Raw genomic sequence first — 13,381 nt, forward strand, 5'->3', positions numbered from 1 at the left:
TGGCCGTGGCGATCCCGCGATCCCCCCGCGCCCGGCGTGGTCCTCCACGGCGCGCCGCGGCGCTCCCGCGCGCCATCCGGCTCGCGGCGTCGCTCGGCGCGCTCGCGCTCGCGCTCGCCGCCCCGCTGCGCGATGCGCGGGCCGGCGGCGGGCCGCGCATCGTGGTCGTGGCCCCCGCGGAGGACGATCGGGTTTCGCTGCGGCTCCAGGCCGAGCTCAGGGCGCTCAAGTTCGAGGTGCCCGAGGTCGAGATCGAGCCTGGCCCGCCCTCGCGCGCGCGCCTCGAGGAGGTGGCGCGAGCGAGCGATGCGGTCGCTGCCGTGCGGATCGCGCCTTCGCGCGGCGGCGTCGAGGTCTGGATCGTCGATCGGATGACCGGCAAGACCGTGCTCCGCGAGATGGTGACGGACGATACCCGGAGCTCCTCCGGCGGCGCTGCCGTCGCGCTCCGGGTGGTCGAGCTGCTGCGGGCGAGCCTGATGGAGCTCGACGCACAGCACCCTCCCGAGGCCGAGGTAGAGCCTCCGCCCATGATCCGCGCGCTGATGGCGCCGCCACGAGCCGATACGGCTGCTCCGGCGCCGAGGCTCGACCTTTCCCCTCCACGCCAGGCGGCCTTCTCGGTCGAGCTCGGTCCCGCCATGCTGCTCAGCCCGGGCGGGATGGGGCCCTGGGGGCTCGTGAGCGCGGCTGCCCATTACCAGTCTTCCGAGACGGTCAGCGCGAGCGTGTTCGCGATGATCCCGGCCGTCGCCTCCAGCGCGAGCGGCCCCGAGGGCGTCGCGACGGCGCGCGTCGGGCTCGTCGGCGCGGGGATCAGCGGCATCGTGGCGCCCCCCGGGTCGCCGTGGAGCTTCGCCGTGGGGGCCGGCGCCTCCGCCGTGTGGATGCGCCTCGAAGGCAGGCCGTCGGAGAGCTACGAAGGGTCGACAGAGGACATCCTGACCGTCGCCCCGCTCCTGCGCGCCGGGCTCGGTGTGGCCATCACGCCTCGCGTGCGCGTGCGCGCCGATGCGCTGTGCGGCGTGGCGATCTTGGTCCCCGTCGTGGAGTTCGCCGGCCGTTACGTCGCGACGTGGGGCGTGCCGCTCGTCGCGCCTTCGCTCGGGCTAGAGCTCATCTGGCCGTGAGATCGAGCGACCTGGGTCGCGCTCCGCCGCGTGAGCCGCGCAGCCCTGCGCTGGATACTGTGGAGTGGAGAGAGGTGACTCATGTCCTATCGTGATCATGGCGACGAGCGTCGGTATGTGGCTGGGGCGATAGCGGGCGGCGCGGCCCTCGCCTCGGCCTTGATCCTGGCCGGATGCAAAGACATCACCGTGGAGCCGATCACGCCTATCTTGCAGCAGAGCGTCGACGCCGTGCCCGGTGAGATCGGGGACCCGTGCGTCCCGCCCGACGAGGGCGACCCGCGCTTCTCGGGGTTCGCGGTGAGCGAGAACGTCATCTACGATCATCACGATCAGTGCATCTCGGGGATCTGCCTCGTGAACCATTTCCAGGGACGCGTGAGCTGCCCGCTCGGGCAGGCCGCCCCCGCGCCGTGCGCTGGCCCCGGCGACTCGAGCTGCGGCGCCGCGGGCTCCTGTGTCGCGGCGGGAGCGGCCGGACCCTACTGCGATCCGCAGGCGCCCGACGGCGGCGCATCGCAGTGCGCGAGCGGCGTGTGCAACGCGCAGCGGGGCTCGTGCGAATGCACGGCGGACGCGCAGTGTCCGGCGGGCACGGCCTGCGATCCCGGCTCGCGCCAGTGCAGGCAGTATGTCTGCCACGAGGAGGGGAGCTGTCAGACCGCCGGGGCGAGCGACGCGGAGAACGAGGGGAAGAGCTGCTGCGCGCTGGGGTCGGATGTCCCGGTCTCCGCGCCCGTGTGCGGCCAGTGCGCCGGCGACTCCGGACGTCGCGCCGAGGAGGCCGTCTTTTGCTCGTGCCGCTGCGGCCCCGCGGAGGGCGCGCCGGACGACGGCGCCGAGTATTGCGCCTGTCCGAGCGGCTTCGAGTGCACGGAGATCCGCCCTTATGTTGGCATCGGAGACGTCGGCAGCGCGGGGAAGTACTGCATCAAGCAAGGCACGGAGTTCGCCGGCGCGGATCAGTGCGGGGAGGTGAGCGGCCATTCAGGCGGTTCCTGTCACGGCACCTCCGAGTGAACCGAACGCGGACTGGCGTTCGTCCACAAGGCCCGCGGATCGCGCCAGCCCCGGGCCATACAACCGGCCAGCCCTGCCGGGCTCGGTCACAGCGCTTTGTCCGACCGCTCCCCTCAATCGCCCGGGGCCAGCACCTCGATCGCCTTCGGCTCCAGCGTGATCGTGATCGGCAGCCGCCCGAGCGGCTCGCCGTCCACGTCGAGCAGGAACGCCCGCTCGACGTCGCGGTTCAGGAGCGTGAGCTCGAGGCGATCGCACTGGAAGTGGCGAACGTCCGGGTGGCGGATGTGCGCGCCCGTGTACATGCCGGTCGACACGGCCGCGAAGCGGACGTGGGGGGCGCTGCCCAGGTCGATGACCTCGAACACGCCGTCGTCGAGCTTCGCCATCGGCGCGACCTGCATGCCCGCGCCGAAGAAGCGGCCGTTGCAGATGCCCAGCATGCGCGTCGCGAACTCCTCTTCTCGGCGCTCCCCGCGCAGCGTCGCCACGCAGCGCACCCGGCCGACGCGGCTGCCGACGAGGCCCCGGAGCGAGGCCATCGTGTACGCGAGCGTGTTGCCGAGCACCCGCGTCGTCTCGCTGACGATCCGATCCACGAGGCCGCTCATCCCCGCGGACAGGACGTTGGCGAAGAACGCCTCGGCCTGCCGGCCGTCGTGCGTCTCGTACGTGAAGCGGCCGACGTCCATGGGGCGCGCGGCGCCGTTCGCGATCGCTAAGCAGTACTGGTCGAGCCGGCGGTTCAGCTTCAGCGTCCTGCAGAGATCTCCGCCGGTGCCCGCGCCGATGATCCCGAGCCGGGTGCCGGAAGCGCCCCGGTCCCTCGCCTGCATGAGGCCGTTCACCACCTCGTTGATGCTGCCGTCCCCGCCGACCGCCACGACCGTCTCGCGCCCGCCGAGCGCGGCCTCGCGCGCGAGGTCGACGGCATGGCGCGGGCGCTCCGTGCGCACGATGTCGACCTCGCCGAGCAGGCGCTGGATGGGCGCCTGCATCTCGTCGAAGAGCTTGCCGGTCTTTCCGCCGCTGGACCGGGGATTCACGATGAGGAGGGGGCGCATGCGGACCCCGATGCTAGATGCCGCAGGCCGCCCAGGGCGAGGTGTTTTTGTAGCGAGCCCCGCGCCTCCGCCGGCAGGCCCGCTGCGCGGGGTTCGGCGTGAAGGCTCGGCGGCGAACGAGCGTCCGTCGCCTACGCCCTCCCTCGATGGAGCTCCGAGCGGCGCGAGCCGGCGGGGCGGGGGAGCGCCGCGTCGCTGCCCGAGCTCTCGTCGCGCGGGGCGCGCGCGGCGCCGGCCGGGAGCGCGGCGTTCTGCGCCTCTTCCTTCGCGGCCTTGGGTAGATCCGCCCCCGTATCGCTGGCGTCCTTGGCGCCCGTGCGCTTCCCCTCGGGCGAGCGGTGCTCGATGATGGCGTTGATCTCGGCCCCGAGGAGCACCGCCATCGAGGAGATCCACATCCAGAGGAGGAGGATGATGACGCCGCCCAGCGCGCCGTAGCTCACCTCGTAGCTGCCGAAGCGGCTGACGTAAAAGGAGAAGCCGAGCGACGCGATGACCCAGATCACGACCGCCACGACCGACCCCGGGGTGATGAACCTGAACTTCTGCTCGACGTCGGGGAGCAAGTAATAGAGGGTCGCCAGGACCGCCATCACGATGAGCGCCGACACAGGCATGCGCAGCCAGAGGACGAGCGTCGCGAAGGGGCCGAGGTGCGCGGCGAGCGCCGGCGTGGCGACCGCGATCGCCGAGGCGATCGTCAGCAGGACGGCGCCGCCGAGCGTGACCAGGAGGGCGATCCCGCGGCGCTTGAGGTAGGACCGCCTGTCCTCGACGCCGTAGGCAGAGTTGAGCGAGTCCATCAGCGCAGTGACGCCGCCCGAGGCGGCCCAGACCGCGCCGAGGGCGCCGACCGTCAGGAGCGCCGGGCTCTGGCCCCCGGTGAGCGCCTGAAGGCGCTCGCCCAGGATGTTGGCCACGGCGGGCGGGGCCACCTGGTACAATTGGCCCATCAGCTGCGCGGACTCGGCAGGATCGATGACCAGGCCGGCGAGGGCGACCGCGAACAGCAGGAACGGGAAGATCGCCAGGACACCGAAGAACGCCAGCGAAGCAGCGACGGTGTCGATCTTGTCCTTGATACATTCCTGCTTGATGTCGTTCAGGAAATCCTTCCAGGGGATCTCTCTTCCGGGCAGGTGCATGATGGACCTTCGGTGGGGCGCATGGGGCGCTGCTGGGTTCTTCCTGGGGCGGCTCGCGCCGGAGGCGCTGTACGCTGTCACCAAAAGCAACGCGGGTGCCAGGCCAGCGGCTGCAGCACCCGGGACAGGCCGGCGATTTTCGCTCGCGGGGCCCCGGCCGAGCGCAGAGGCGGCTCGATCCTCGCGCGTGGCGCGAATTGCCCCACACGGCAGAACGGCCACGGCGCGAGCGCCCGAGGCCACCTGGCCGGGCGCTCGCGCGTGGCCTCCGGCCGGCCGCGCGGGCGCTCCGCCCCGCGCGGCCGGGCGCTCCGCCGGCGGCCTGCCGGCGCCGCGAGCTAGCTCATCGCCTTGCCGATGAACTCGTGCAGCTCCGGATCCATCCCGTGCTGGGTCCTCACCGAGGGCTCCTGCTTGTACATCGTGTTGAGCGATCGCTCGATCCCGGGGTTCTTCCCCGTGAACGCGTCGATGAGCTCCCGCATGCGCTTCACGATCTGCTGCACCGGCTCGCCCTTCGGGTCGGAGCCCTTCTGCATCTCCGCCCGCATGTCGTCGTAGATCTGCTTCCACGCCGACTCGGCCTCACGCATCTTCTCGGGGCCCATCGCGTCCGCGCGCTGCTTGAGCTCCTCGAGCTGCTCTGGGGTGTAGTATTTCTCGATCATGGTCATCACCTCGATGGTTTGAAGGAGCTGCTCCACAGAGACGTCCTCTCCCGACCGCAGGACGTGGGCCAGGCCCTCGAGCCGCGCGCAGAGCCGCTGCTCCAGCGCGATCTGCTCGCGCAGCCGCGCCAGGTGGAGCTCGACGGTCTGGAGCGGAGAGAAGCCCGGCTGGTCCAGGCACGCGGCGATCTGCTCCAGGCTGAAGCCGAGCTCGCGCAACGACTTGATCTGCTGGAGCCGGGCGACGTCGCCCGCCGAGTACATCCGGTGCCCCGACGCGGTGCGATGCGACGGGGCGAGCAGGCCGATCTCCTCGTAATAGTGGAGCGTGCGGACGGAGAGGCCGGTCTGCCGGGCGAGATCGCCGACTTTCAACGGTGCTGAACGCATGGCGTTACCCCTGTTTCCAGGGCGGGTGAGCACGTCCATGCCCCGGAGGCTAGGTCCTCACGTAGCGTGAGGATCAAGGGCCCGCCTTCACTTTTTGTCGCTCGACCGGGGCGCCGCGCGGCGCGGCCCGGGCGGGACAGGCCTCTCCCTCGCCCCGCGCAGGGTCACCGCATGCGGAGCGTGTATCTCTCGACCGACCTGTACTGAGGTGGCCAGTCGATGTCGAAGCCCTGCTCCGCGGCGGCGTGCCGGGTCCAGTAGGGGTCGTAGAGGTGCGCCCGCGCGAGCGCGCACAGGTCGGCTCTCCCGGCCGCGACGATGCTGTTCACGTCCGCGTAGCTCTGGATGTTGCCCACCGTGATCGTCGGCACGCTGGCCTCCAGCCGCACGAGCTCCGAGAGCGGCGTCTGGAACAGCCGGCCATGCTCCGGTTTGCTGGACGGGTCCGTCTGTCCTGCCGAGACGTGGAGGATGTCGGCGCCGTGCTCTCGCAGCATCGTCGAGAGCGCGATCAGATCGTCCGTCGTGAGCCCGGAAGGCGCCCAGTCGGTGGCGGAGATGCGCACGCTCATGGGCTTCTCCGCCGGCCACGCGGCCCGCACCGCGTCGAACACCTCCAGCGGGTAGCGCATCCGGTTCTCGATCGGACCGCCGTACGCGTCGTCGCGCCGGTTCGTGAGCGGCGAGATGAAGCTCGCGAGCAGGTAGCCGTGCGCGCAGTGCAGCTCGATCAGGTCGAACCCGGCCTCGTCCGCCCGCCTCGCCGCCTGCACGAAATCCGAGGTCACCTGGTCCATGTCCCCGCGATCCATCGCCTTCGGGATCTGGCTCTCCGCCAGGTACGGGATGGCGGAGGCGCTGAGCAGCGGCCAGGCGCCGCGCTCGAGCGGCACATCCATGCCCTCCCAGAGCAGCTTCGTCGCGCCCTTGCGCCCGGCGTGGGCCAGCTGGACGCCGATCTTGGCCCGGGAGCGCGCGTGGACGAAATCGACGACGCGCCGCCACCCCTCGACGTGGCCGGGGCGATAGAGCCCCGCGCAGCCCGGCGTGATGCGCGCTTCCGCGCTGACGTCGGTCATCTCCGTGATGACGAGCCCTGCGCCTCCGAGCGCCCGGCTGCCGAGGTGGACGAGGTGCCAGTCGTCGATCTGCCCGTCCTCGGCCGAGTACTGGCACATGGGCGACACGACGACCCGGTTCTCCAGCACGAGCGATCGCAGCCGGAACGGCGTGAACATCGGCGGCGGCGGCGCCCCATCCCCGGCGAGGAGGCGCGCCCCCGCCTGCGCCTCCGCCTTGCGCGCCACGTGCGCGTCGATCTCGCGCACGAACGCCGGGTCGCGCGCCTTCAGGCCCTCGTGCGTCACCCGCAGGCTCCGCGTCAGCAGGCTGAACATGAACTCCACCGGGTCGAGCGCCATGTAGCGCTCGGTGTTCTCGAACCACAGCAGGCTCACCTGCGCGGCCCGCTGGAGCGCGAGCACCTTGGGCTTGCGCTCCGCCTCGTACGCGGCGAGCGCCTCGGGCACGCCCCGGTGCTGCTGGAGGCTGTCGACGAGCGCGATCGCGTCCTCGAGCGCGAGCTTCGTCCCCGAGCCGATCGAGAAGTGCGCCGTGTGCGCGGCGTCCCCGAGCAGCACCACGTTGCCCGCGCTCCAGCGCTCGTTGTGCACCGTGGGGAAGCTCCGCCAGACGCTCCGGTTCTTCAGCAGCCGGTGTCCCTGGAGCTTCTCGGCGAAGAGCTCTTCGAAGTACGCGATCGTCTCGTCCTCGGTGGCGCGATCGAGGCCCGCGCGCCGGAAGGTCTCCTCCCGGCACTCGACGATGAACGTCGAGCGCTCCGGCTCGTAGCGGTACGCGTGGACCCGGAAGAGGCCGTGATGGTTCTCCTCGAAGTAGAAGGTGAAGGCGTCGAACGGGAACGTCGTGCCGAGCCACACGAACCGGTTCGGGCGGACGTCGATGCGCGGCCCGAACCGATCGGCGAACCTCTCGCGGATACGGCTGTTCACCCCGTCGGCCGCGACAACGAGATCGCTCCCGGCGAGGGCCTCCTCCGGATCCGTCACCTCCTCCTCGAAGCGCAGGACGACGCCGAGCTCGCGCGCCCGGTCCCCCAGGGTCGCGAGCAGCTTCTGGCGCGAGAGGCCGCTGAAGCCGTGTCCCCTCGACACGAGGACGCGCCCGCCGAAGTGCGCGTGGAGCTCGTCCCAGTGGGCGAGGCTGCTCCGGATCGCGTCGTAGCTCGGGCGATCCGCGTCGGCGAGGCCGTCGAGCGTCGCGTCCGAGAACACGACCCCGAAGCCGAAGGTGTCATCGGGCCGATTCCGCTCCACCACGACGACCTCGCGCCGGGGGTCTGCCTGCTTCGCCAGGAGGGCGAAATAGAGGCCCGCCGGCCCGCCGCCCACGCATGTGATCCTCAACGCCCTGCTCCTCTGCTCCCGCGTCTGCGCCCGCGCCGGAGCCTACACGAGAACGCCGAGGTACAGCGCCGCTCCGGTGGAAATCAAGGGAGGACAGGGTCGAAGAACGGGATTTCCGGGACGCGCAAGAGCTGGTTCGCATCATCGCGCGATCGAGCGCGGCAGTCCGCGCCGTGACTCGGCTCGCACAGGCGGCCGGCGACGCCGTTATCAGAGACGACCACCCCACCCGATCTCATGGAGGCTCCGAGAGCGCCGCGAGCATCGGCGTCGAGCCCGACGGCCAGAGAGCGAATGTCGGCGCGCTGGAGCAGATCGGTCCTCTCAATCTGACAATTGCCCTCATGGATTGGCATTGGAGGGCGGAAAATTGAACAGGGAGACAGGGAGACGGGGAGGGAAATCGGTGGGATTTTTCCCTCCCCGTCTCCCCGTCTCCCTGTTCAATTTCTCCGGAAAATTCGAGGGAATGCTTCTTCTGCCCTGAATGCCTCTGCATGAGCGCCTCCGGGCGACCGACGAAGGGGTTGGTCGGCGGACGGAAGTAGGGTAAGCCTGGATCAGAAGAGCGATCGTCGGGAATACTGTAGACCGAGCCCCGAGGTGACGCCGGGGCGCACGTACCGCTCTGCTTCAAATATTCTCCTTAGCCACGATGCGGCGCATCGCCGGGGCACGCCTCGGCATGGGCCAGGTGAATTCCACCCGAACGGCTGGTCACTCCATGAGCAAGACAGCGCCGCCCGACACCGATCGCTCGGTACCGTTCCTCCGCCGTTCCATCGCGGCCGGCATGTTCGCGATGGGGCTCGTCGGCCTGACGGCGGCTGCCTGCACCGGGCAGCTCGGCGATGGGAGCCCGGGCAGCTCGGGCAGCTCCAACGACGACAGGCCCATCGACCCGGTCACCGGGAAGCCGGCCGCGTACGACTGCAGAGAGGCCCGAACGAGCCCAGGCGTGCTGCGCCGTCTGTCCAGGGTCGAGGTCCAGCTGACCCTTCAGGACCTGTTCCAGCTCGACGAGCCGCCCGCCGTGGACAGCATCCCGGAGGACACCGGGCAGGGCGGCTTCCGGACGATCGCCGCCCTCCAGAACGTGTCGGATCAGCACCTGCGCGCCTACTTGGCGATCGCGGAGACGCTCGGGCAGGAGCTCATGGCGGACGAGGCGCGCCGGGCATCGGTGCTCGGCTGCGAGCCGGAGGCCGACGATTGCCTCGAGCGCTTCGTGCAGCGCTTCGGCAAGCTGGCGTATCGAAGGCCGCTCTCGGCCGAGGAGGCGAGCGATCTTGTCGCGCGGGCGGGCGAGGTCGCGAGGGACAGGGCGGACGCGTTCCGCTTCGTCATCGAGGCGCTGCTGACCTCGCCGAGCTTCCTGTTCAGGATCGAGGTCGGCTCGGCCGGCGCGGAGACGTCGACGTTGACGCCGCTCGAGCTCGCGTCGCGGCTGTCGTTCACGCTGTGGGGCCGGTCCCCGAGCGCGGCGCTGCTCGAGCGGGCGGAGTCCGGCGAGCTCGACAGCGACGAGGGCCTCCGCGCGGTCGCGGAGGAGATGGTCGGAGACGAGCGGACGCAGGTCTTCTTCAACGCCTTCTTCAAGCAGTGGCTGACCTTCGAGCAGCTCCGCGCGCCGGTCAACCCGGACGCGTCGTTCACGCCCGCCCTGCTCGAGGACATGATCGCCGAGAGCGAGCTCGTCCTCGGCGAGCACGCGTTCACCCCTGACGTCGACTTCCTCGACGCGCTCACCGCGAACCACACGTATGTCACCCCGGCGCTCGGCAAGTTCTACGGCCTCGAGGTGCCGGGGGACGGCGTGAGCCGCGTCGAGTTCCCGGCCGGCCACCACCGGGCGAACACGGGGCTGCTCACGCACGCGAGCCTCATCAGCGCCAAGAACGACGGTGATCTCATCGCCGTGCGCGGCCAGTGGCTCCGGGCGGCCTTCCTCTGCGAGAAGATCTCGATCCCCGCGGGGCTGCTCGAGCAGCTGGAGAGCGAGCTCTCCGGCCTGACCTATCTCGAGGTCCTCCAGAAGCGCAACACCCAGGAAGGGTGCGCCGGCTGCCATGCGCTCATCGATCCCATCGGCGTCGGCTTCGCCCAGTACGACAAGCTGGGGAAGTACGATGGGAGCATCGGTATCGACGAGTTCGGGCTGGAGCCGCGCCTGGAGGGCGCGGAAAGCGAGTCGTTCGACTCGCTCGCTGCCCTGGCGGCGGAGCTGCGGCGGAGCCCCGATCTGGCCGCCTGCGTCGCGGAGAAGCTGTTCATCTACACCCAGGGGCGCGAGCCGGCGGCCGAGGACCGCTGCGCGATCGACGCCTCCGCGGGGAGCTTCACGCAGGACGGCAACCGGTTCCGCTCCTTCCTGACCGCCATCGTGCGCTCGCCGGAGTTCCGGCTGCGGAGGGCGCCAAAGTGAGCTTTTCGCACACGGTTCGACCGACGGAAGAGGAGTGTCGCCAGTGAAGATCTCGAGAAGAGCTCTGCTCCGCGGGGCGGGTGTCGCGGTCGCCCTGCCGTTCCTCGACGTGATGCGGCCCCAGCGCGCCAGCGCCGCGCCGGCGGATCCGAAGCGCTTCGTGGCGTTCTTCGTCCCGAACGGCACGGATCCCGGGGCGTGGCACCCGAAGACGGAGGGGCCGCTCTCGGCGGAGGGGCTGCCGCCCGCCCTCGTCGACATGAAGGGCTTCGACGCCGAGCGCGAGTGGCCGGCGGGGGACGCGATCTGGCGCGACGTCACCATGGTGTCCGGCGTCGACCACCAGGTGATCTGCTCCGACATCCACAGCCCGGCCATGGCGCTGTGCGCCCACACCGACGGCGGCGGGACGGCCGTCCCGCGCAAGGCCACGCTCGATCAGTACCTCGCCAACCATATCGCGGCCGAGACCCCGTTCCGCAGCCTCAACCTGTCCCCCACGGGCGACACGGCGGTCACGCAGGGCTTCATCTCGTTCAGGGACGGCGGTCAGGTCGAGGATGCCTTCCGCGATCCGGCGAAGGTGTTCGACACGCTCTTCAGCAACATGGGCAACCCCAGCGAGGAGATGGACGACATCCGGCGGCGCCGCGCCAGCGTCCTCGACTGGGTGCGAGAGGACGCGAGGCGCCTGAACCTGCGCCTCGGCGCGGCGGACCGGGCGCGCGTGGAGCAGCACCTCGAGTCGGTGTTCGAGCTGGAGAAGCAGATCCAGTCGACGACGCAGTCGGGCTGCACCGTCCCCGGCGCGCCCACGAAGGGGCAGAGCTTGCACGGCAAGTTCAAGCAGATGATCGATCTCGGGCTCCTCGCCCTCACCTGCGACCTGACGCGGGTGCTCGTCCTGCAGTACTCGAACAGCTGGGGCCTCGACTTCGCCGGGTACGATCTGCCCGACGGCGTGGGGGACTGGAGCGACCACTTCATCTCGCACAAGCTCGGCGATCGCGACCGCGCGACCGATCTCGACGGGCTGCCGCAGGCGGAGGCGATGCGCATCGCGAACGCCCGCGTCGTCCAGACCTCGCGGTTCAAGGTGCGCCGCTTCGCCTACCTGCTCAACGCGATGAAGGCCGCCCAGACGGCGACGGGCAACCTGCTCGACGAGTCGCTCGTGCTCTACACGTCAGAGAACGGCGACGGGGACTCCCACGGTCGGACCAACATGCCCATCATGCTCGCCGGTCACGTCGGGGGGTTCCAGACAGGCCGCGCCATCAAGGCCAACAAGCCCCCGACAGGCGCGCTCCATTGCTCCATCATCAACTACTTCGGCGTCGAGCTGTCGGAGTACGGCGACCCGGCGGGCAAGCCGATCGCCGGCCTGTGAGCCTCGCGCGCCGCGAGGCCCGCGCGTGACACCTCCCGGCGCTCGACCCTCGATGGGCCCGCCTGCCCGGGGCTGCTGAGCAGCTCGCTCGCCGCTGTCGGGCAGGGGACGTGCATCCAGCCCGGGCAGTGTGACGCCGCGCGGGCATGAGCGGCACAGCGTCTCCGCCGCGCGCGCGGCGGAGACGCCGCGCGCTCAGGCCGCGCGCGTCCGCCGGGTGTGCGCGACGTGGATGCCAGAGAAGGGGGTGAGGCATGGAATCGCTGGGACGGTACTGGTGGCTGCTGGCCCTGAGGGGCGTGGTCGGGATCCTGTTCGGGATCTTGTTCTTCGTGTGGCCGATCCCATCGCTCGCCACGCTCGTCCTGCTGTTCGGCGTGTGGGCGCTGTTCGACGGCTGCGCCGCGTTCGCGTCCGCGATCAGCGGCCGCGGCGGCGTGTATTCCGTGGTCGAGGGCATCTTCGGCGTCGGGATCGCGGTGCTGACGTTCTGGCGGCCCATGATCACCGCGCTCACGCTCTACGGCGTGGTCGCCGCGTGGGCCATCGTGATGGGCATCTTCAAGATCGTCAGCGCGGTGAAGCTCCGGCACGTGATCGACAACGAGATCTGGCTCGGGCTGAGCGGCGCCGCCTTCTTGATCTTCGGCGTCATGATGGTGGCGCTCCCGGCGGCCGGCGTGCTGGCGCTCGTCTGGTTCATCGGAGCGTTCGCGATCGCCGAGGGAGCGATGCTCATCGCGCTCTCGCTGCGCCTGCGCCGTGTGCCGAGCGTTGGCGCGCCGCTGCGCATGCCCTGACGCCCGGCGGACGGCGGGGCGCCATGGACCTGAGCGCGCCCGTCAATCGATCTGCAGGTGGTAGTGCGCGGGCGTCGTCTCCTCGATCACCAGGACGCCCCCAACCTCCGCGGTGCTCTCGAGGAACGCGCGCTTTTCCTTGGGCGACATGGTCCTGTTGCGCACGTCGACGGCGCCCTTGCGCAGGTGCGCGGAGACGTAGATCCCCCGGTCGATCTGGCCCTGGATGACGGCCTCCATGGCGGCCACCACCTGCTCCGGCCGCTTGCGGGAGTTCGCCTTATACGCCTTCTTGATCTCCTGAACCGCCGCCTTGTTGCGGTAGAGCTGGAGGAGGTCCTCGCCGAGCCTGAGCTTCGTGAACATCGCCCTGGCCTGGCGGTTCGCGTCGCGTGTCCCGCTCGTGATCACGAGGTGCTCGCGCGTGCGTCGCGCGTAGCCCTGGTCGATCTGCTCGACCTTCGCGGCGATCTTCGCCGGGAGCGTCACGCCCGGGAGCACCTCGTACGGCGGCGGGGCCCACGGCTCCGTCGGCACGGCCTTCCCGAGCGCCGTCAGGGGCGGCAGCTGCGCGCGCCGCTCCTCTTCCTCCGACGGCAGCTCGTCGCACTCGGGTCGGGTTGCCGGCGCGGCGGCGCGCGGCGCGGCGCTCGCTGTCCCTGCGGCGCGCGGCGCGCTCGGGGCCCGCGGCGCGGCGCTCGCCGGCGCCGCGGGGGCGCTCGCGCCGGGCGGATCGAGGCCCGGAAGGCCGATGCTGGGCAGATCGATCGACTCGAGCCGCTCCCTGCATCCAGCCGCGCAAAGCAGCGCCGCGGCGAGGGCGCGCAGGCGGCGCGGCGGCTCCAGGGAGCGTTCCTGTGCGGCTGCTCGGCGTGTCGGAGGCGTCGGCAAAGCCGGTCCAGCGTGCCATGGCGCGCGGCGCG

The 13,381-nt window shown here is 70.8% G+C and carries 10 protein-coding genes; 5 read left to right on the top strand and 5 right to left on the bottom strand.

The genetic code is table 11. The features are described 5' to 3' along the window. The first annotated feature begins 5 nt into the window (after positions 1 to 5). Both WMF44_RS46410 and WMF44_RS46415 read left to right on the top strand, forming a co-directional pair. On the top strand, positions 6 to 1,130 hold the full coding sequence (locus WMF44_RS46410) for a hypothetical protein (protein ID WP_437296458.1): 1,125 nt from the start codon (positions 6 to 8) through the stop codon (positions 1,128 to 1,130). A gap of 81 nt (positions 1,131 to 1,211) precedes the next feature. Then, positions 1,212 to 2,150 carry a hypothetical protein gene (locus WMF44_RS46415; RefSeq protein ID WP_437296459.1) on the top strand — a complete coding sequence of 313 codons (939 nt, stop codon included), beginning with the start codon at positions 1,212 to 1,214 and terminating at the stop codon, positions 2,148 to 2,150. 113 nt (positions 2,151 to 2,263) lie between these two features. Here the strand turns inward: WMF44_RS46415 and WMF44_RS46420 are convergent, their stop codons facing one another. From WMF44_RS46420 to WMF44_RS46435, 4 genes are all read right to left on the bottom strand, one after another. Next, positions 2,264 to 3,214, bottom strand: coding sequence for a diacylglycerol/lipid kinase family protein (locus tag WMF44_RS46420; protein WP_437296460.1), 951 nt, complete (start codon positions 3,212 to 3,214; stop codon positions 2,264 to 2,266). 131 nt (positions 3,215 to 3,345) lie between these two features. Beyond that, positions 3,346 to 4,359, bottom strand: a complete 1,014-nt coding sequence (locus WMF44_RS46425; protein WP_437296461.1) for a YihY/virulence factor BrkB family protein — start codon at positions 4,357 to 4,359, stop codon at positions 3,346 to 3,348. A gap of 338 nt (positions 4,360 to 4,697) precedes the next feature. Further along, positions 4,698 to 5,417 carry a MerR family transcriptional regulator gene (locus tag WMF44_RS46430; RefSeq protein ID WP_437296462.1) on the bottom strand — a complete coding sequence of 240 codons (720 nt, stop codon included), beginning with the start codon at positions 5,415 to 5,417 and terminating at the stop codon, positions 4,698 to 4,700. Positions 5,418 to 5,581: 164 nt separating this feature from the next. Further along, a complete protein-coding gene (locus tag WMF44_RS46435; protein ID WP_437296463.1) occupies positions 5,582 to 7,843 on the bottom strand; it encodes a bifunctional salicylyl-CoA 5-hydroxylase/oxidoreductase in 2,262 nt (753 codons plus the stop codon). Positions 7,844 to 8,567: 724 nt separating this feature from the next. On the opposite strand from WMF44_RS46435, the gene WMF44_RS46440 reads away from it, so the two are divergent. The 3 genes from WMF44_RS46440 (at position 8,568) to WMF44_RS46450 (ending at position 12,458) form a co-directional block, all read left to right on the top strand. After that, complete coding sequence (locus WMF44_RS46440) at positions 8,568 to 10,268, top strand: DUF1592 domain-containing protein (RefSeq protein ID WP_437296464.1); 1,701 nt, start codon at positions 8,568 to 8,570, stop codon at positions 10,266 to 10,268. Between the two features lie 43 nt (positions 10,269 to 10,311). Then, positions 10,312 to 11,658, top strand: coding sequence for a DUF1552 domain-containing protein (locus WMF44_RS46445; RefSeq protein WP_437296465.1), 1,347 nt, complete (start codon positions 10,312 to 10,314; stop codon positions 11,656 to 11,658). Positions 11,659 to 11,912: 254 nt separating this feature from the next. Next, positions 11,913 to 12,458: an HdeD family acid-resistance protein gene (locus WMF44_RS46450; protein ID WP_437296466.1), complete on the top strand. Its 546-nt coding sequence runs from the start codon at positions 11,913 to 11,915 to the stop codon at positions 12,456 to 12,458. Positions 12,459 to 12,500: 42 nt separating this feature from the next. Here WMF44_RS46450 and WMF44_RS46455 read toward each other — a convergent pair whose 3' ends face one another. Further along, on the bottom strand, positions 12,501 to 13,349 hold the full coding sequence (locus WMF44_RS46455; protein ID WP_437296467.1) for a hypothetical protein: 849 nt from the start codon (positions 13,347 to 13,349) through the stop codon (positions 12,501 to 12,503). Between the last annotated feature and the right edge of the window lie 32 nt (positions 13,350 to 13,381).

It is taken from the genome of Sorangium sp. So ce426 (assembly GCF_051475585.1).
GTDB classification, from domain to species: Bacteria; Myxococcota_A; Polyangia; order Polyangiales; family Polyangiaceae; genus Sorangium; species Sorangium cellulosum_B.

Coding starts and splice junctions, on each gene's coding strand:
- WMF44_RS46415 (WP_437296459.1), top strand. CDS start 1,212: ATGTCCTATCGTGATCATGGCGACGAGCGTCGGTATGTGGCTGGGGCG.
- WMF44_RS46420 (WP_437296460.1), bottom strand. CDS start 3,214: ATGCGCCCCCTCCTCATCGTGAATCCCCGGTCCAGCGGCGGAAAGACC.
- WMF44_RS46450 (WP_437296466.1), top strand. CDS start 11,913: ATGGAATCGCTGGGACGGTACTGGTGGCTGCTGGCCCTGAGGGGCGTG.
- WMF44_RS46425 (WP_437296461.1), bottom strand. CDS start 4,359: ATGCACCTGCCCGGAAGAGAGATCCCCTGGAAGGATTTCCTGAACGAC.
- WMF44_RS46430 (WP_437296462.1), bottom strand. CDS start 5,417: ATGCGTTCAGCACCGTTGAAAGTCGGCGATCTCGCCCGGCAGACCGGC.
- WMF44_RS46440 (WP_437296464.1), top strand. CDS start 8,568: ATGAGCAAGACAGCGCCGCCCGACACCGATCGCTCGGTACCGTTCCTC.